Source organism: Chitinophaga sp. CF118 (genome assembly GCF_900112615.1).
Classification (GTDB): domain Bacteria; phylum Bacteroidota; class Bacteroidia; order Chitinophagales; family Chitinophagaceae; genus Chitinophaga.
This window is the reverse complement of sequence record NZ_FOMK01000006.1, coordinates 277,664-297,295: the sequence shown is the minus strand read 5'-3', so window position 1 is coordinate 297,295 and position 19,632 is coordinate 277,664. Positions and strand designations below refer to the sequence as shown.

Below are 19,632 nucleotides of genomic sequence, written 5' to 3'. Positions count from 1 at the left end.
ACCAATTGCTTAGATGAGTAAACTCATCCAATCAATTGGCACCTCTCAAAGCGAAGAAATACCAACTGCTGGTCCTAACAATTGGGTACACCATAGTTTATCGTAATCCCAGCCAGGCAATCCCAAACTATAAAACGGGAGGTAATAAATGGGCTGATAATAGTTGGACTGACAGCGATCGGGGGCAGTTTATCCTGCCGGATAACTCTACTTCCTCATCGGATTACTAAATGGATACGAAAATATATAATAGACATTGCAGTTATCATATAAAACAGAAGCCGTCTTATTGGACGGCTTCTGTTTTTATTATTAGAAATAAATTTCGGATTTTACTCTTCTTTTGCTGTCATATAATCCAGCGTTAAATTACACAACGCTTTAACTCCCAAAGTAAAACCACTTTCATCAATAAAAAAATCAGGGGTATGATGCGATGGAGCTGTAAGCGGATCCTGGCCTTTAGGCATTCCTCCTAAAAAGATGAAAAGTCCCGGCACTTTTTCCTGATAAAAGCTAAAATCTTCTGCTCCGGTTACAGGCGGACGTAATAATACATTTTCTGTTCCGGCTGTTCTTTGTAAACTGGGCAGCATTTTTTGAGTAAGGGCGGGATTATTAAAAGTAACAGGGTAATGGTTGCTGTAAGGTATTTTAACTTCGGCAGTAGCTCCCTGTGCTTCGGCTGTTTTGGTAGCAATTTGTGTTACCCGTTCTACCAGCATCTTTTCATCTGCCGGAGTAAGAGAGCGCAGGGTACCCAGCATTTCAACCCTTTCCGGGATAATGTTTGACCGGTTCCCTCCTTTTATGGCTCCGATAGTTACCACCGCCGGATTTTCGATTACGTTGATATTGCGACTTACTATCGTTTGCAGGTTATTTATGATTTCAGCAGCAACCACTATAGGGTCAACACTCGACCATGGATAGGCTCCATGTGCCGACTTCCCTTTTACAATAATCTGCATATCATCAACCCCAGCCATTATTCCGCCCGGGCGATAAGCTATTTTACCAATCTCTGTTTGTGAATTAATATGCAAACCAAATACAACATCCACCTTGGGATTTTCAAGTACGCCTTGTTTCACCATTTCTTCGGCACCACCCTTCTGACCGGGCTCTACACCTTCCTCAGCCGGCTGAAAAATAAATTTAACAGTACCGTGCAGTTCGTTTTTCATAGATGAAAGTATCTGGGCTACTCCCATCAAAATAGCCATGTGCGAATCATGACCACAGGCATGCATTACACCAACTTCCTGTCCGCTATAGGTGGTTTTTACTCTTGATGCAAAAGGTACAGGTGTACGTTCAGTTACCGGCAAACCATCCATATCGGCGCGTAAAGCAACTACTGGCCCTGGTTTACCTCCTTTTAAAATACCCACGACTCCGGTTGTTGCTATGCCTGTTTGCACCTCAATACCGAGCGACTGCAAATGTTTGGCAATAATTGCTGAGGTACGTATTTCATGGTTACCGAGTTCGGGATGTTCGTGAAAATCGCGCCGCCAGGTGATTATCTGGTCTTTTAATGCATCGGCTTTGTTGCTAACCTGTGTGATGCGGGCTGTATTTTGTGCAAATATCTGCACTGAAAACAATAGAAAAAATAGGATGGGCAATATTTTCATCAGCTGGTTTTTTAGATAAGTTAATATAAGAATAAAACTTTGAATCTAATAACCTGCTATTGATGGTATCTAAAGTCCTAAATCTTATTGAATTTTAGAATCTGAAGAATACTTGTTTGAGTAATACTAAGTTATGAAACTTTGTAAGGCTGATAAACCTTCTAAAAGTCTTACCCCATTTGTTAAACTGCTTCTGTTACAGGGCTATACATTAATCATTCAGCAGTCTAACTATTATGATGGTACGATCCTGAACCTTATACACTACACCTCCTCTTTGCCTGCAATGCCTTCACCTCCTCTTCTGCATGTTCATTAGCCCAAAGCTCCAATGCAGTAAGAGCGGGACCTAATGCCCTACCCTTTTCAGAAATTTTATAATACACCTCAGGAGGAAAAACAGACCTCTCTTCACGGATGATCAGCTCGTGCATCTCCATCTGTTTCAGATGTTCCAGCAATACCTTTTTAGCCACTTTGGGAATAATCCGCCAAAGCTCAGTAAAGCGTATTTCTTCCTGATGAAACAGGTGATAGAGAATGATTGGTTTCCATTTACCGGACAACACATCAAGTGCTACATTAAGACCACAATGTTTAAACTGAATATAATTCATGGTTACCAAAAGGTGAACAGGTTACCTATTGGTCAACTTCTTACAATTTTAGAAAGATTGGCTGACCTTAGCGCTATCAAATTTAGATGTTTTATGATAAAGTTGCAATTACTTAGGAATGCTACACAAATACTGCATATTAACAACAAAAAAGTGCTGATAGACCCTTTGCTGGCTCCTAAACATACTTATGACTCCATTCCGCAGACTGGCAATAATTTACGCAATCCATTAGTGGATCTACCAATTGATATAGAGGAAGTTATATCGCAAACAGATGCTGTTCTGTTAACACATATCCACCAGGATCACTGGGATATTACGGCACAGGAACTATTACCTAAAGATATACTGCTGTTTTGCCAACCAGCTAATGTAGATACAATCAGGAAACAAGGATTTATAAATGTTCAGGAGATAGATGATGAGATCATATGGAATGGCGCAAAGATCAGCAGAACCAGCGGAAAACACGGAACCGGTGAAATAGGCCAAAGGATGGGGACCGTTTCCGGTTACGTTATCAACGATGGAAAGGAATCTTTATATATTGCTGGAGACACTATATGGTGCCCGGAAGTAAAAGCTGCAATAGACAAATACAATCCCGGGCATATAGTAGTGAATGGAGGAGCTGCACGCTTCATAACAGGCGATAGTATCGTTATGGATATTAAAGATATTATCACCGTTTGCGACTATACCCCTTCTGCTAAAATATATGTAGTACATCTTGAAGCCGTGAATCACAGTACTGAAAGCCGTCAGAAAATCAAGGAGGCAATAAAAAGATGTATAGTTCCTGATGATGGAGAAATATTTATTTACTAACCAGCTACCGGCAACCAACCAGACTAAATGATTATATAGAAAACTTTCCGCGCAAACATTCAGATGGCCCCTGGTTTAAGCTAAACGGCTTAAACCAGGGGCCATCTAATAGCAGGGCTTAAATGACTGCGTATGGAATTATCCGATTTTCCTGGCTGTATTTAATCGTTCGGCCACATTATCCCAGTTAATGATATTAAAAAGGGTGTCTACAAAGTCCTGCCGTTTATTTTTATACTTCAGGTAATAGGCATGTTCCCATACATCAATTACCAATATAGGAATGGCGCCCCATTGTTGCAGTTTTTCATGGTTTTCACATTGCATGATTGTGAGTGTACCGGAATAAGGCTGATAAGCCAATATACCCCAACCATTACCATCAATGTTTTTAGCTGTTTCAGCTATATAACCTTTGAATTTATCCAATGTTCCAAAACTGGTTTCAATAAGTTTTAATAGTTCTCCTTTGGGGTCAGACTTTTTATTGGTAAGATTGGTCCAGAAGATGGTGTGGAGTAAATGACTACCGAAATGATAAGATAATTTCTTTGTCCAGAAATCAACTGTTTCCAGGTTATTTTCGTCAACAGCCTTTTTGATCATTTTAATATCATTGTTAGCTCCTTTCACAGCGCCACCATGATGAAACTGATGATGCAAATGAAGAGTTTCTGCATCCATATATGGCTCCAGGAAGGATTCATTATATGGAAGTTGGTTCAGCATAAACTCTCCATTGGCATCTGTTAATTTATCGAGGTTATTATTCTCCTGAATACTATGTGCAAGTACGCCATTTGTGTTTAAAATACCGGCTCCGCCTAATAAAAGTCCTCCTTTAAGGAATTGCATTCTGTTCATGAAATATATTTATTGGTGGTAATTAAATGTTTTTTAATAAAAGCCCAATACCTGCTGCCGTCAATATAATTACCGGCTCCGGTACTTTTTTAAAGCGCAGCAACACTATCACTGTAATAACAGCAATAGTAAGTGTATAAACATCTATCAATGATCTTCTCCCTAATACTATAACGGCACCGGATATTGCGCCAATAGCCGCTGCGGTAACACCATCAACAAAAGCCTTTATGCCAGGGCTTTTACCATATTTTCTGAAATAAGGTGCAGGTAATACGGTAAAAACGTAACTGGGGAAAAAGGTTCCAAAGGCAGCCAGACACGCACCTGCAAAGCCCGCAACCAGAAATCCTATAAACGCAACAGTGATCACCACCGGACCGGGTGTGATCATAGCTACGGCAACAGCATCCATAAATTGTTGTTCATTCAGCCAGGCACGCTCTTTTACTACTCCGCCATAAAGAAATGGTACAATTGCCAATCCGCTGCCAAACACCAGTGCACCCGCTTTGGTAAAGAATAGTAGTATTTGCCAAAGCGTGTTACCGGAAGAGCTGATAAACATATTAAAGAGCAATGGAAACGAGAATGATTTAATGATTTCTGCTGGTCTTTTCTTCGGAAATGATATTTTCTTGTTGGGAGATTTTACCCACCAATAAATAATCCCTGCACCAAGAAAAAGCAATACGTCTTCATTTTCTTTCCACACCGTATATGCTGCTGCGATCAGATAGATGCTACCCAACCACTTGTCACTACCAATAGATTTACGGGTTAATTTATAAGCACTCATGGCAATAATGCCCATCACTGCTGCACCCACGCCATAAAAAACTGCCTGCATCCAGGGTATGCCCTGCCATTTGGTATAAATAAATCCCAATACTACCACCATCAGAAAAGATGGTAATACAAAGGCCAGGCCAGTCAACGTTGCGCCTAAAATCCGGTAATGAACATACCCAATGTATATTCCCAGCTGTGCGGCTAATGGTCCTGGTGCCAGTTGCGCCAATGCCAGACCTTCTTTGTAATCTTCTTCACTGATCCATTTACGCCTTTCAACTAAATCGCGGTGCATATATTCTGCAAGCGCAACAGGGCCTCCAAAACCCCAACTGCCTAACTTCAGGAAGTAAATAACCAGATCACGTAGTGTATACGAAACAGTAGTATTAGTATTATTGTTCATTGCGTTTTAGAGCGTCTCGTTTTGACTGCAAAGTCCAATAATCCCTGACTAAAAAATAGAATGAAAACGAAGGTTTAGCCTACTTTTTACTTTTTAGGTAAACTCTTTTTATAGGCAGACGGACTTTTACCGGTATATTTTTTAAATATCCTGGTAAAATGGCTCTGATCGGAAAAGCCGGTGAGATAAGCAATTTCCGTAAGTGAATGCGAAGTGGAGTTAAGGAGCTGTACAGCTTTATCGATGCGCAGCTTGCGGATGTAATCTCCGAAGGAAAGATCATCAAAATATTTGGAGAACTCCCGTGATAAATAAGCAGGATGCACCTGGAGTGTTTCTGACAATCCCTTCAGACTAAAATTAAGATTGGTATCAATCTGGTCCTGTATGATCTCTTTCAACTCTTTTGCCCACGTTGGTATTTTTTTACTATCCTTTTCGTGTTGCAGGAATTTGTTAAAGATATCCAGCAGCTGGTTCTCAAAGGGCTGCTGGGTGTGCTTTACATGCTGCAGGTATTTGGCCCAGCTGTAAAGCGAATCATATAACAGCATCCCTTTTTCCAGTAGTTTGTGGTCGTCTGGCTCATTGTATGCCAAACCTGCTGAAATAGCCCATAGCCCGGCGGCCTCTGGAGCCTGATCGTGACGGTCTGTATCTGCCCCCCGGATTATGGGAGCCAGTGCAAGCACTGCCGGGTCTTCTATACTATGCTTTTTTATAAAATAATCAAACGTACACAGGTCTTCGTAATGAGTGTATTCCACACCAGCAATGTCAAAAGGAGTAGCATTTAACTCTTCCGCCTTTTGCAGTACTTCCTGGAAAGGCACATAAATAATTTCTGCCTCTGTGTCTATAAAACGTTTAATAAGCCAGGGGCAGGCCAATCTGTCAATTTTAGGTCGCTCACGCGTGATCCATTTCATACCTGATGATTAATTCCCACCCCGAAAGTTAATAATTATAATTTTGCTAATGCTACGGCTTACCAGGTAAAATGGCGTTTACTACTAATCCAGGGTCCGGGAAGTAGATACGCACTTTCTTCTCGCCGCTAACGTTGCTGGTGTAAACACTTTCTCCTACCGCGTATCCCCTGAGAATGTTTACGGCCCAGGGCTTGGTTTCGGCAAGCGCTGCAATATCTACAAACCCGGGTTTTGAACCATCTACGGAAATAGCATATCTAAGCTTCATTCCTTTATACAAAGGGAAATCGGGCAAACACCTTACTGTTATTTTGTTATCCCCTGTTTGGACCTGTATTTTGTAATCGGCATAAGGGGCATCGGTTATATCGGCATCTGTAAATGTTCTCTTCAACATAGGCCAGACCGTGAGACCGCTGTTTCCCACACCCAGTCCCTCTATGGATTTCAGTCCTCCGCTCTTTTGTACATAATCTGCCGCGGGTATTATTGTAACTTTAACAGGAGAGGCCGTATTAACGGCTGATTGTTTTATCATTTCTGGTGTAGCAACCTCCGGCATCCGGAATATTTTAAGCCCTCTTGGAGCACTGCTCATCATTCCATCCCATTTACCATTGGCTATTTCTTTGTTATATCGTTCAGTAAGCACTTGTATCTTTTTAAATGCCTGTCGCGATTTTTCTGCGTAAACTAATGCTTTCTGATCGCCATCGGCAGCCAATTGCATACTTTCCATTGCATAAAATACTTTCTCATTCATGCTGCAGGCAGCTTCCACCGGATACCCGATCAGTTCGAAATAAGCATCCTTCAAACGCTCCGGGATAAGTTTGTCCATAGCCTGTGATCTAGCCACCAGCAAGTGATAATCTGCCAGGCGCTTTTGTATCTCTTCGGAAGAATATTGAATTCTGTCCAGCTGTTCAGGTTTTCCTGCGGCAGCAAGCCGGTAGTATTCCCGTTTAATATCACCAATAGATTTAGCAAACTCTTTCCCGAAAGTGTTTTCTGCCCAATATTCGGGATAAAGGTATGTTCGTTCCGGTGTCCATGTATGAATGTTCCAGGCCAGGTCCATCGCAAACTGAAGCTCCATTTCGGCGGGTTTGATATCTCCCACATTGAATATCCAGAGCCTCCTGGCATTTAACTCGTAAGCCTTTGTGAGTTCATAACTGGTAAGCGTTGGAGATATAGTTGACAGCCATAGATAATCCTGAGGACTACCCCAGTAAGATAAGTGATAATACACTCCGCTGCCGCCGCTTCTTTTTTGTTCCTCAGGATTGGAAAGCTGTCGCACATATCCGAAGTTATCATCAGCCCATGCAAGCGTTATATCATCCGGCAACTTCATCCCCAGCCTATATAGATCGAGTACTTCTTTGTATGGGCAAAAAATTTGTGGTATTTCACTGGCCGCTTTACCAAGGCCATTACTCAACATTTTACGTTGGTTGATTATCACTTGCTCCAGTAGTTTCTTCTTCTCTTCTTTGGAGGCAGGGCCGGGCATTGCACCATCATGTATACCTCTCATGCCTACTGTATAAACAGCCGGGTTATTTTTAGACTGTAATACCCTGTCATTCCAATATCTGTCTATCTGCTCTTTATTCTTATCATAACGCCATTCTCCCGGCTCTACACCATATTCATGCTTAAAGTTATGATCCCATTCAAATACATTTCCTCTTAATAACGGTTCACAATGACTGGCACCCAGCACAATATCATATTTCCTGGCCAATACAGGGTTCTCCGGGTAATACCAAAATGCTTTCGTACATGGGTGCATAGCTGGCCAAAGATAATTCGCCTTCACTCTTAACATCAATTCAAATACCTTCTGATAAGTTTTAGGACCAATATCTTTTATAACAGTATCCATATGTTTGACGGCCCAGGGCTGCAGTCCCCAGTCTTCATCATTAATAAATATCCCACGGTATTTTATGGAAGGCGGACCTTCCACACTTTTACTACCTGTAACATACAGTTCATCTCTATGCTCCGGTACAACATCTGCCCACCATACAAAGGGCGATACACCTATCATCCTGGAAAGCTCAAATACGCCAAAAGCCGTACCCCTTGGGTCACTACCAAAGATTACCAGAGCCTGGTCAACACCTTTTACAGGAGATGATACTAAACTGATACAGAATGTTTCCCATTGATGCAGTATCCGGACGGTCTGTATTTTCTTTGATTTTGCAAGCTGGTCTATAATTGCAGATTTACCCAGCGTACCTATAATTACAGGATATGTTTTGGAACTGATGGCTGAGGCAGAAGTGGTCTCAATTCCAGTAACCTGTTTGATATCGCTCTTTAAGGCTTCCACCGCGATGCCCACTACTTCTGCATCCTGCGGATCATAAATTATAGTGGCCGCTTTGTTCTTAGTTGCAAGAGGGAAACTTTTCTGAGAAGCTTTATACGTGATTCCCACAGGATTTTGCTGAGCAGAGAGCTGATATTGACAGATAAAAAGAAAAATCAGGATAAAATTGATCTTCTTCGAAAACATGGATTTTAGAAACGTCTTTTTATTCATACGAAAGAAAATGTTGTGCTATAGGTTCAGCAAAATAGAGGCTTAACATGTTGATTGGCAGGTCGTCGTATGTAATACCGTGGCATTATTTCTCTGTTGACAAGTATATAACTATCTCTAAAATACAAAATGAAAATCAGAAACGAGAGAATTTAAACCAGCTGAAATACTGGTTGAGCAATGATGTTTTGCTTCTTTAAAAATACGGAACAGGAGGCTAACAGGTTGCTTTAGGGTTATTTCCATCAGCTTCCAAAGGAGCCAGTGATGGGATGTTCCCTTTGATCAGTTGCCGGTCTCCCCATTCCTTTAGTTCGTTGATAAATGGAACCAGTCGCAATCCTGTGTTGGTAAGACTATATTCCACACGGGGAGGCAACTCATGGAATACCGCTCTGCATATCAGTTCATCTTCTTCCAGTTCCCGTAATGTTTGCGTGAGCATTTTAGGAGTAATGTCAATAATACTACGTCGCAACGCACCATAACGAAGTACATTATTCCGCCATAGGTATACCAGGATCCGGCCTTTGTATTTACCACCTATGCGACGGAATGCATAATCAATACTACAAACCGGAGCTTCTGCCTTTTTTTTGCTGTCTTTCAACTTTATTTATTTGATAATCAATGTTAGTATACTTTTGGTATCCTGGATACTAAAAAGTACATACTTGTCTTAACAATGGGACATAGATACCTTTGAAACAAATTTAGGAAACATGGAACGAAGAGCCTTATTAAAAGACATATTTTTATTAGGAGTAAGTGCTTCCCTCCCATTGAAGCGCTTATTGGCACAACAGAATAGTATCAAACAACGCCCCTTTCACCAATTCCGGTTAGGAGAACTGGAATTGACTGTTATTACTGATGGCTCTATCCGGATGACTCCGGTACAACCTAACTTCGCAGCCGGTATTCCATCAGCAACAGTCGATAGCTTGCTGGTAAACAATTTCCGCTCTACTTCAGAAATAGACCTGGGAATAAATATCCTTGCCATTCGTAAGGGTAAGCAAATTATCCTGATTGATACTGGCACCGGAACCGGATTTGACATGGATTTCGGCAGCGCTTCTGGCTGGCTTCCAAAATCATTGGCCGATGCAGGTATTACTCCGGAACAGGTAACAGATATTATTATTACACATGCTCATCCGGATCATATCGGAGGCTTGTTCAACCGGGATGGAAGTTTAGTATTTCCCAAAGCGCAGGTTTATCTTTCTGCTATTGAGTATGCATTCTGGATGTCGGATAAACCGGATTTTTCAAAGAGTAAGATTAATTCAGAACTGCTGAAACAGGTACTGGTATCAACTCATAAGATATTGAAAATACTAAAACCTTCTGTGCGTTTATTCGACGATCAGGCAGAACTGTTCGGCTGTATCCGTTTACAACGGGCAGCAGGACATACTCCCGGTCATACACTGGTACATGTATATTCCGGCGGAGAAGAATTGGTACATATTGCTGATCTCCTTCATTCCGATGTATTGCAATTCCCGCATTCAGAGTGGGGATTTTCCGGAGATACCGATACTGCGTTGGCGGCTGCCACAAGAACGAAGGAGCTTGCGGCACTGGCGGCAGGTAAAACCAAGGTATTCGCCTATCATCTTCCCTGGCCGGGAATCGGCCATGTACGGAGTAAAGGAGAAGCATATGAATGGGTTATGGAAACGTATCCCATACCGGGTTAATAACGATATCTAAATGAGAACGCTGGCGGGAGTCATGTTTAGTTTTTTGCTAAACGTCGTTGCCAAAATGGAGAATCCTGCCAGCGTTGTTCATTTTTATAATAGCTTAAACGCAACTGCAGGTATTGATTATAATGCTTTGCAATATCCCCTCTGTATAAAACTACACCAGTTTCATCCCCAAGCAAAAACTGATGTATAGCAATTGCTGCATGGCAAGCAGAAGAAATAGCAAAACCAATACCCATCGACGAAACGGGATCAAATGCTGCAGCAGCATCGCCTACTGCTAAAAAGTTTGTACGGCTCCCGGTTTCTGTAAATTGAGAAAAAGCATTGCGTACCCATGGCTTTCCATATGCAACAGTTCCATCAGTTAAGTGACGAAGATGACGTGTAGAAGAAAGTAACTTTGTCCAGTTGACCGCTTGTTGCCACTTATGCTTCTTTGTTAAATCTGCATCTGTAAAAAGCGTTGCCACGAGGCGACGCCCTGGCAACGTAGCGCAATACCACCATCCCTGTTCTGCCGTTTCAAGAAGTATACGTTGTGCAAGAAGCTCATCATGGCGAACGTGCAAATAAGCGCCAATGCCTACCAGCTCATCATGTTTTTCCCGGGCCAAACCGAGATACCGGCATACCTGCCCCTGCCTCCCTGTTGCATCTACGAGAAACCGGGCATCTATAGTGAAATTACCTTTTGTTTTATGACGCAGGGGGACAGACCAATCGCCATTTTCTGCCTGATTAAAATGCAATGCTTTTGTATTTGGAAACAACTGGCCACCTCTGGCGGCAACCTGTGTTACAAGAAACGGGTCGAATATATCCCTGTCCAACTGGTAACTGCTGCCCTCTATATTATATATGGAGTGCCGTGATGTAATGTGATCACTTCCCCAGGCCGCGAGGCTGTCATATCCTTCTATTATTCCTTCCTTGTCCAGTTCCTCCCGGCTTATCTTTAAATACTTCAACAGGTCGAAGATGCTTGCTTCTACGTGTTCGCCCACACGACCTCCTTCGAAAGCCCCAGACTCTACGATGATGACCCGGAGTTTAGTGTGAGTTAACAAGCATAAAGCAGCGGCGGCACCCGCAGGGCCGCCGCCTAAAATGAGAACATCAGTTTGAATATGAGACGCCATTAAAAACGATTACGGGTTCCTGAACGTGGAAGCGGCAGTCCTTCCGGAGCTAGCGCAATTGCCTTGAATGCGCGTTCTTCGAGATGGGCAACCAGCTTTTCACCACGCAGACTTTGTTTTTTCACGATGTTTTTATTCTGTTGAATAAAAAATACGGGAATGGTAGTTTCATCATCTTCCGGATTACCGCTAATAGTACCCACAGGAACATCCTGATATGAAAACAGTTCGTTAACTCTTTCTGTTTCCACGATGTAAGGGAATCCCGCATCACTTACATTTCTGTTACGCAGAAATCCAAGGGCTGACCAATGTTCCACCATCTGCACAAAACTATTAATACCACGGGCGTAGTTTACCTGTACTCCTGCTGGATTATTTGCTACTGCCTGTCCTTCAGGGGTGACTTCACCTGTAAGAACATCCCATGGACTTTGTGGAGGCCACCAATAAGAATAGTAGTTAGGCGGTTTCGGCATGCCTTCAACTTTGTTCACTTCAGGATCCGTAAAGTTGATATACTGGATAGTACACAGGAAAAAATCTGCCTGCCACGGACAAGCCATCCGCTTGGTCAGGTCACCTGGTTCACAGCCACCACCTTCACATTCATCGCGTTGGGGGGTCAGCCCTGTTAATGCATAATTCACATTACGATCATAGATAACATAGGGTTCGGAATACACTTCCTTATTTTGTAAACTCCATGTTACCTCAATTCCCGGGCACATTGGTAACCCTACGCAGTTACCCACACTTGCTGTATTGTGCCTGCTTACCGGAAAGGGATTCGCTTCAGGGTCATTATTGGTAAAGAGACCTTCGGCCCACTGATTAAATAAGAAATACTGCGTTGCATCAAGCGCCAGAAATTTCCGGACGGTTGCATTGCTAACCGAATTACTACCGGAATTTAGCGGCATCATTGGGAAATGCTCAATATTATTTTCTTTGAACAGTATTTGCTGCGGCTGTTCATCGGGAGGCAGTACTGGTGGCGTGCCATCAAGTTCGCGGAAGTAGGAAAAATAATTTTTGCGGTTAGTCATATTACTTTGCGAGGCATCGGAGAAGTCGAAAGTATTGGCAGTAAAAGCCATCATGGATTGTACATTAGACACCCACTGATAACGACTTATACGATTGATAACCGGCAAGATATCGCGCTTAAAATTCGCCATATAACTCATATTCCATCCATCCTGATTATACATATCAGGTACAAGACCGAATTCCCGCACACCAACATCAAACATGGTGTCGCTAAGGTTAGAAATATTCACAATTTCAGGTGCGAAATCCGGCGAACATGCAAGTACCCAGGCAGAAAGTTCTGCATCCGGAGTTCCATCATTAAATGTTACGGTACAATATACAGTACCGTCAGAAGTATCATCGTGCCAGGTATCAGAGCCACCATAGCTGGTAAGCGGTTCATCACCGCCAGCGTGTCCGTAACCACCAAGTACAACCAGCCGGCCTTTACTGTCTGTTAAAAGATTACCTAAGGTAATAATGGGGGTTCCATATTCAACAATTTCGGAGGGATACTGAACCGGGTAACCAGCAGGGGCGCTAGCCCTATCGAATCCTATTGACTGATCCCTTCCGGAAATGATTCTGGGACCAGGATCAACGATGAGTTCCTGCCTGGCAGTACCTGTTATTTTTTCATTGCGCCAGGGTACGTTTTGTGCGGTATAACTGTTTGTCTGTCCATAAAGCAGATTTCCTTTTAACTCGCTGTATTGATACCAGGCCGCTTTTTTGTTTGCCAGATGTACAGTCCAGGTGATTGCACTTACATTTGGAGAATCCAGTGTGAGTTCTGTTTGATCATCATTATAAATCCGGAAAGGTTGCCCTTGTCGCTTTACGAGTCCTGCGCCATCTTTGAAATTAATAACAACGCCGGTAGCGTTACCATTGGCGTCTGCGTCGAATGGCAGACCTCCAATACTTTCGGGGGCAAGATAGATTTCGTTTGGACTGTTTCCGATGCGTGCAACACCAACGGAAGGATGTAGACTTAACATATTTTGGGGGTTTTAGTTATTCTTGAGTACACATGACTTTACAAAATGATCCAATAGGGTATTTTCTACAAATACCAGTTGTGTCTATTAACAGTGCGAACCAGTTATCTTCATTAGTATATACCTGTCGAATGAGGATTGCTCAACAGCTATTACATTGTTATTAACGTAAAGAGAAATTTTAAATCGGGGTTATAATATGTGGTTAGTAAATTATGTGGTATGCATTCATTTGTGTTTTTATATTTCCTTCTTTCCGGATTTTTTGGAGCTTTCCAAATATAACAAATTTGCTGAACAGTTGTTCAAAGACTTAATAAAATTTAAAATATTCTCTGCCCTAAAACTTACTTTAAATTACAAAACCCGCTAGTATAGCGGGTTTTGTAAATATTATACATCAAACGTTTTTCACCATCATTGTTTAATCACTTTCTCTGCAAAGAGATATTTGTTATAGATTTTGATGTAATACAAACCCGGTATCCATCTTTGCACATCAATTGTAGTAACGGCCTCCGTCAAACTTTGTGTATATAACAGCATCCCCTGATTATTATACACATTCATGAAAGCACCCGCACTTATACTACTTAGTTGTACAATTAATTTATCGCTGACCGGGTTAGGAAATAAATCCAATCGTACAGTCATATCCTCTCTAAGTGCAAGACTATTCTTCACAGTTAATGTTAATATCCTGCTGCCGGTTCCTGCATCACCTGTAGCACTCAGCTCTACAATGTATATTCCTTCTTTAAGAGGTACACCGGATATTATTCCGGTAATGGTATCAATAGTCAGTCCTGCTGGCAAGCCAGTGGCATGGAAACCGGAAGATGACATATTTGTAGTAATAGTATAGTTAAACTTATTTTCTGTATATGCCACGGATGCATTAGCACTGATAATTAACATAGACAGACTACTATCAACCACTAACACAATATCATTACCTGTTCCTCCTTTGTAGGTAATACGAAAATTGAGATTATTGATTGAGATCAGGGACGATTCCGGCAAACCATTAAAAGTACCAGTAACAGTATCACTTCCTGTATTGTCAACAATTGTAAAAGCACCACGGGAGAGTGATAAATCTGTATTAGCAGATATAAATGATAACCGCGGATTGTTGAGCACTACGCGGGTAGCAATTATTTTATCTGCGGTTGCACCTGTGGAATCAAGTTCAACTTTATAGGTCGCGTCGGGATTCATAGTGAGCGCACCTGTGATTAACGTTCCTACCCCAAGGTTTCCAGGTTCCAGCGTTGCCCCGGTTCCGGATCCTGTTCCAACAGTAACAGTTGCCGTACTTTTGCCTGTACCGCCAAATGTACCTGCAGTAACAGTTACAGGACTGTTAAACGTACCGGTTTCCGGATTATTATTTAGTAAGAAACTTCCATTAAGTATGGTAGTTATACCATAGTAAATGTTATTCCCTGTGAATGTGAGAGTTCCGGTACCAACTTTTTCTATGTTTATTAAGTCCCGCATGGTACCTCCATAAGTGGTAGACGTATTTAATGCTCCTATATTAATTGTTGGAGTCCCTGTATAGCTTCGGATATATCCACCTCCGGAAAGTGAACCAAAATACAGGGTGCCAGACGAAAAATTCAAAATGTGACCATAAGCATTATTTGCTTCCAGGATCCAGACCGCTTTGGCACTACCTGCCGCCGCATTATCAAAGAAGACGCGATGATAGCCACTACGGTTTTTTGTTCTGAACTCACCGGTAAAACTGCTGTTATCTCCGGAAAGGCGCAAACCGGAATAAGTATTGCAATCTTCTACAATGGTGCCGCTGCCTGTAAGTCTTCCTTTCAGGATCATTGCACCTCCGGTCTGATAAAAATAACTCCATTTCCCTGCACTAATTTCAATATCGTTATATAGGGTAGCGTCCGTATAACTGAACATGGAACCTCCGTTCATAATGATTTTCCCGGTCCCCAATGGCCCAGAGGTAGGCGTGCCACTAACACCCTGACCATTACCTGATATTGCAATTCCGTTTTGCGGAGGCCATCCGCCGGTATTTCCGTTAATGGTGGTATTGCCTGAATAGGTATTAGCTCCATTCATAAAAAGAGATGCCTGACCTGTTTTAAGAAGTGTACCATTACCGCTGATAATACCTGAAAGGATAATATTCTGTGTATTGGTAATTACATTCAAATTGCTGGTCAAAAGCATTGGAATGGTAAATGTTTGTTCATTTGATGAATTGTTTACAAGATCGTTCTTCAAAGTAATGCTGTTGCCACCATTAGTATATGCACCGGCATCTGTATCAAAAAAAATCCTTGATACTTCCAGTCCAGTTATATCATTGGTTAAAACGGTATCTGTTGAAGCCTGGAATGTTATAATGGCCGGGCTTGCCGGTATGCTGCCTTCTACCCAGTCAGTTCCAAGATTCCAGGTATCGGATGATGGTGTAGCGCTCCAGGTAGCACTGCTGGCGCCAGGCACGCCAAAAGCCTCAGGCGAATCCTCACTTTCCAGCGAATTTGCCAGCGAAGAAACAACATAATAATAAGGGCTGCCATTGGTTACATCCAGATCAACGTAACTGTTTGTTGAAACTGTGGCGATGGTAGTATATGGTCCGCCACTGACTGTGCTGCGTTTTATATAATAGGTATCAGCATATGCAACTACCGGCCAGTTTAAATCTATTTCGTTGTTCTTGTTGATCACAACAGGTTTTCCTGGCGCGGCAGGCGGAACTATCGCAACAACTACAACTGAATTTCCACTTTCCAGATCTCCTGCTACTGCGGTAACAATGTAATAATTATTTACACCGGGAACAGGATTTGCATCAATATAGTTTCTACCGGTTATTCCGGATTGGATAGTGATAAACGGTCCGTCGGCCGACAATGCACGTTTTATAGAATAACTGGCCGCATTAGAAGATGGTCCCCAATAAAGGTTAACGCTGCTGCCATTAATTACATTCGCAGCTAAACGGGGAGGCACTCCAGGAACTATATTGCTGACTACATTTATTACCAGTGTTGCCGTACCCGTACCATTTGCATTGGTTGCCTTCAAAGTAACCACAGTTTTCCCAAGTACAGTAGGAATACCACTGATGATGCCAGTAGTTGTATTTATAGTTAAACCTGCGGGTAAGCCTGTTGCACTGTAACTTGCAGGATTAGCCGTGGCAGTTATAGCATAGTTAAATGTTGTACCAGGACTACCCTGGATGGAAGTTGCGCTATTGATAACAGGCGCCCCTGATGGAGATGTATTGGTAATTGATACATTGCTGAATATGACAGTATTTAATGCAGAGGTATTACTTGATATAGTATACAAACCAATGTAAGTATCTGCCGGGAATGGTATAATATATAACGCATTATTGGACCAGTGAATCCCATCCTGGGAGTGATAGGTAAATACCCTGTTTCCCACGCGTTCCAGCTTGAGCCACCAGGGAGCAACAGGCTGACCATGACTTCCTGAAGTCCGTGCAGTTTCTCCCCGTCCATCTGATTTCATTCCACCCCATGCATGCAGTTCTGACGCTATATAGTTTGTGCCTGCATTCAGTGACTCACGGATCATAAGCCCGGTAATTGCGCCCCCTGCTGAATTGCTTTCAACCTTAGCAATAATCGCAGCGTTGCCCGTAACTGGCTTAAAAGAGAAATTAACTATATCGGGAACAGACTTCCCAGCTCCTTTTACAGTCCACACACCGTTACTGTAATTTGCACTCCCTGCTATATTTACTGCACCTATATCTACATTGGTCAGTTGAGTAACAGCTTCGGTAGCCGGATATACTATGGGAGGTAAAACTTTAGCCGTTGACGTGTCTTCAGATGGCAGAAAAATAAATGAAAGAGCGCCTTCGCCCACCAGGGTACGCATCTGGTCTGTATAAGGAGTGGCTATCCCTTTACGACGTGAATAGGCATTTTGGATTATATTATTAAAAGGATTCTGATGACGTGCACCGGTGGGTATTCCCCAATTAGTATAATAAACAGAGTATCCCCCAAAAGGAATATATTTCATTCCGGTAGGATCAATAGCATACTTGTTATATAGTTCTCCAATTGCCAGCATGCGATTATCCAGCTCAGCAAACATATCAACGCCCTGTTTCCAGGCTACCTCAGCATCCCAGGCCAGTGCATCTATCTGCGCAAACCAATGATCATCACGGCCGGCATCGGCAACCTCTCCCTCTGGTAAACTATTACGCAAACCTCCCCCTGCGTCCATACGATATACTTCAATAGATTGATCCCATTTTTCTTTATCATCTAAAAATGCGGATACTCCTAACGCAATTTCCAATTGTATTGCACCTTTGTTATGATCCCTGAGTGGATTAGGTACCCATGAAGTAGGCCAGATAACCTTTTCAAAATAATTTTTTACATGTGCTGTATTCGCATCCGTCCAACCCGGATAGGTACCTCTGAGTATATCCGCGCCAGTTATATAGTAACGTGCATAATCGCCAAGGTCAAGCATCGATTCCATTCCACTCCATACAGTATTAGTAACGGCCCAGGCATCCAGCATATCTGTAGCTTTGCGGGCATAGGCTTCATCTCCTGTAAAAATCCACATGAATGCAAGATTATGAATAGCGATCATATCGCTTTGCCATTCTGTCCGGTTAATATCGGGCGACCGCCCAACTTCAACAAATGGCCCCTTCATTCCATAGTCCAGTTTGGATCTTCCATTGTTCTTAAAGGAATTATATGCAGATGCCCAGGGTTCCTTTGTGATATTTGCTTTTAACTGGTCCAGGTTACTCTTTGTAAATGGTATACCAGGATGCATAAATCTTTGCGCCATTATTCCCGGAGAAATGCCCATGACAAAAAACAATAGCAGCGTTTTTACAATAGTAGATATGTCCTTCATAGATAGTATTGAAGTGGTTATTCACTGTAGGTTTTCGAAAAGAAATTATAAAGACAATTTTGATTGAACTCTACGACAGCAATGCAAACATTCCCGGGTTATAAACTCCCGGAGTTATGTAAATATAACAACTAGATTAATATTTAAAAAATAATGATATTATTTTCCATTTAAATACTTATTCGTTTAGGGTTGATAGGTGGTATCCTGATATAGGGTTTTGTCGTTTTATATGTTTATCTTTTCTTACGGAACTCATTGTTTTATAAATTATTAGTGGTTCTATTTTTTCTCGTACAATCTGTCAGAACCCCAAAGTATGTGATCATGTTCAAGGTGCAATCATTCCAACCGCATCAATTGCTGCAGGCTTATATAGTTTCTTATTTAATCCTGCATACTGATTTTCCGGATGAGGGTAATCAGGAGATGGTAATATTGCCACATCTTATTCAAAACATTACATTCAATCTTGGTCCGGTAAATAGTATTTATGATATTGTTAATTGTGAATATTCTGCTCCGGATTTTATTGTAGGACCCAATGATAATATATGTAAGATTCGTATTGCAGCAGGCATGAAGAGCTTCGTTGTAAACCTCAGGCCAGGCGCCTGGTTTAAACTTTTCCGGATACCGGCACATTACTTTAATAATAAAAGCAGGGATTTGTTTGATGTGGTTGGCCCTCAAATGCATGAAATCGGGGAGAGAATAAGAGAATGTGCAACCGGAGAACAACAGGTACGTATACTTGAAACATTTCTCATCCATCAGTTATTGCTTAAAAAAACTCATTCCAGAAATATAGATGAAGCCATCCAGCTCATCTATTCGGCTAATGGAAATATTACCATCCGGCAGTTAGAGTTTGGCACCTATCTAACCAAACGTACATTGGAGAGGAATTTCCTGGAACAAACAGGTGTTCATCTGAAAACATTCTGCCGCATAGTTCGCTTCAGAAGAACAATAGAGTATATTGAAAGAGAACCTTCTCTCCAATGGATACAGCTGGCTGAAAAGTTCGGTTATTGCGATCAGAGTCATTTCATTCATGAATTCAAGCATTTTTCAGGGTATCTTCCACACGTGTATCCAGGCTTCCGGGGAGATCTGGAGCAGGCACTCGGACTTTGAACTTTGTCACTTTTATCCAATTAAACCCCTT

Annotated in this window: 13 protein-coding genes; 3 read left to right on the top strand and 10 right to left on the bottom strand. The window is 42.0% G+C overall.

What is annotated here, in order from left to right; genetic code table 11:
- Nucleotides 1-332 precede the first annotated feature (332 nt).
- A complete protein-coding gene (locus BM176_RS23345; protein ID WP_090106749.1) occupies nucleotides 333-1,640 on the bottom strand; it encodes an amidohydrolase in 1,308 nt (435 codons plus the stop codon).
- 257 nt (nucleotides 1,641-1,897) lie between these two features.
- Nucleotides 1,898-2,257, bottom strand: coding sequence for a winged helix-turn-helix transcriptional regulator (locus tag BM176_RS23340; protein ID WP_090106748.1), 360 nt, complete (start codon nucleotides 2,255-2,257; stop codon nucleotides 1,898-1,900).
- A gap of 93 nt (nucleotides 2,258-2,350) precedes the next feature.
- On the opposite strand from BM176_RS23340, the gene BM176_RS23335 reads away from it, so the two are divergent.
- A complete protein-coding gene (locus tag BM176_RS23335) occupies nucleotides 2,351-3,088 on the top strand; it encodes an MBL fold metallo-hydrolase (protein ID WP_177230508.1) in 738 nt (245 codons plus the stop codon).
- 138 nt (nucleotides 3,089-3,226) lie between these two features.
- On the opposite strand, the gene BM176_RS23330 is transcribed toward BM176_RS23335, so the two are convergent.
- The 5 genes from BM176_RS23330 to BM176_RS23310 form a co-directional block, all read right to left on the bottom strand.
- Nucleotides 3,227-3,952 carry a superoxide dismutase gene (locus tag BM176_RS23330; protein ID WP_090106746.1) on the bottom strand — a complete coding sequence of 242 codons (726 nt, stop codon included), beginning with the start codon at nucleotides 3,950-3,952 and terminating at the stop codon, nucleotides 3,227-3,229.
- Between the two features lie 22 nt (nucleotides 3,953-3,974).
- Complete coding sequence (locus BM176_RS23325) at nucleotides 3,975-5,150, bottom strand: chromate transporter (protein ID WP_090106745.1); 1,176 nt, start codon at nucleotides 5,148-5,150, stop codon at nucleotides 3,975-3,977.
- Nucleotides 5,151-5,236: 86 nt separating this feature from the next.
- Nucleotides 5,237-6,079, bottom strand: a complete 843-nt coding sequence (locus BM176_RS23320; protein WP_090106744.1) for a chromate resistance protein ChrB domain-containing protein — start codon at nucleotides 6,077-6,079, stop codon at nucleotides 5,237-5,239.
- Nucleotides 6,080-6,131: 52 nt separating this feature from the next.
- The gene (locus BM176_RS23315) at nucleotides 6,132-8,645 is read right to left on the bottom strand and encodes a glycosyl hydrolase 115 family protein (protein ID WP_090106743.1); all 2,514 of its coding nucleotides are present in this window, start codon (nucleotides 8,643-8,645) and stop codon (nucleotides 6,132-6,134) included.
- Between the two features lie 217 nt (nucleotides 8,646-8,862).
- Entirely contained in the window at nucleotides 8,863-9,255 is a 393-nt protein-coding gene (locus BM176_RS23310; protein WP_090106742.1) for a winged helix-turn-helix transcriptional regulator, read from the bottom strand.
- Nucleotides 9,256-9,367: 112 nt separating this feature from the next.
- Here BM176_RS23310 and BM176_RS23305 point away from each other — a divergent pair, with 112 nt between their 5' ends.
- Nucleotides 9,368-10,354, top strand: coding sequence for an MBL fold metallo-hydrolase (locus tag BM176_RS23305; RefSeq protein WP_090106741.1), 987 nt, complete (start codon nucleotides 9,368-9,370; stop codon nucleotides 10,352-10,354).
- Between the two features lie 38 nt (nucleotides 10,355-10,392).
- Here the strand turns inward: BM176_RS23305 and lodB are convergent, their stop codons facing one another.
- The 3 genes from lodB to BM176_RS23290 form a co-directional block, all read right to left on the bottom strand.
- Nucleotides 10,393-11,505, bottom strand: coding sequence for a lysine-epsilon-oxidase maturase LodB (gene lodB, locus BM176_RS23300; RefSeq protein ID WP_090106740.1), 1,113 nt, complete (start codon nucleotides 11,503-11,505; stop codon nucleotides 10,393-10,395).
- Entirely contained in the window at nucleotides 11,505-13,541 is a 2,037-nt protein-coding gene (lodA, locus tag BM176_RS23295; RefSeq protein ID WP_090106739.1) for a CTQ-dependent lysine 6-oxidase LodA, read from the bottom strand. Before lodA ends, lodB begins: the two co-directional genes overlap by 1 nt.
- 417 nt (nucleotides 13,542-13,958) lie before the next feature.
- The gene (locus BM176_RS23290; protein ID WP_090106738.1) at nucleotides 13,959-18,461 is read right to left on the bottom strand and encodes a putative Ig domain-containing protein; all 4,503 of its coding nucleotides are present in this window, start codon (nucleotides 18,459-18,461) and stop codon (nucleotides 13,959-13,961) included.
- Between the two features lie 327 nt (nucleotides 18,462-18,788).
- Between BM176_RS23290 and BM176_RS23285 the strand changes: the two genes are divergently transcribed.
- Nucleotides 18,789-19,601 (top strand): AraC family transcriptional regulator, encoded by an 813-nt coding sequence (locus BM176_RS23285; protein WP_090106737.1) that lies wholly within the window; start codon nucleotides 18,789-18,791, stop codon nucleotides 19,599-19,601.
- Nucleotides 19,602-19,632: the final 31 nt, after the last annotated feature.

Coding starts and splice junctions, on each gene's coding strand:
- BM176_RS23345 (WP_090106749.1), bottom strand. CDS start 1,640: ATGAAAATATTGCCCATCCTATTTTTTCTATTGTTTTCAGTGCAGATA.
- BM176_RS23340 (WP_090106748.1), bottom strand. CDS start 2,257: ATGAATTATATTCAGTTTAAACATTGTGGTCTTAATGTAGCACTTGAT.
- BM176_RS23335 (WP_177230508.1), top strand. CDS start 2,351: ATGATAAAGTTGCAATTACTTAGGAATGCTACACAAATACTGCATATT.
- BM176_RS23330 (WP_090106746.1), bottom strand. CDS start 3,952: ATGAACAGAATGCAATTCCTTAAAGGAGGACTTTTATTAGGCGGAGCC.
- BM176_RS23325 (WP_090106745.1), bottom strand. CDS start 5,150: ATGAACAATAATACTAATACTACTGTTTCGTATACACTACGTGATCTG.
- BM176_RS23320 (WP_090106744.1), bottom strand. CDS start 6,079: ATGAAATGGATCACGCGTGAGCGACCTAAAATTGACAGATTGGCCTGC.
- BM176_RS23315 (WP_090106743.1), bottom strand. CDS start 8,645: ATGAATAAAAAGACGTTTCTAAAATCCATGTTTTCGAAGAAGATCAAT.
- BM176_RS23305 (WP_090106741.1), top strand. CDS start 9,368: ATGGAACGAAGAGCCTTATTAAAAGACATATTTTTATTAGGAGTAAGT.
- lodB (WP_090106740.1), bottom strand. CDS start 11,505: ATGGCGTCTCATATTCAAACTGATGTTCTCATTTTAGGCGGCGGCCCT.
- lodA (WP_090106739.1), bottom strand. CDS start 13,541: ATGTTAAGTCTACATCCTTCCGTTGGTGTTGCACGCATCGGAAACAGT.
- BM176_RS23290 (WP_090106738.1), bottom strand. CDS start 18,461: ATGAAGGACATATCTACTATTGTAAAAACGCTGCTATTGTTTTTTGTC.
- BM176_RS23285 (WP_090106737.1), top strand. CDS start 18,789: ATGTTCAAGGTGCAATCATTCCAACCGCATCAATTGCTGCAGGCTTAT.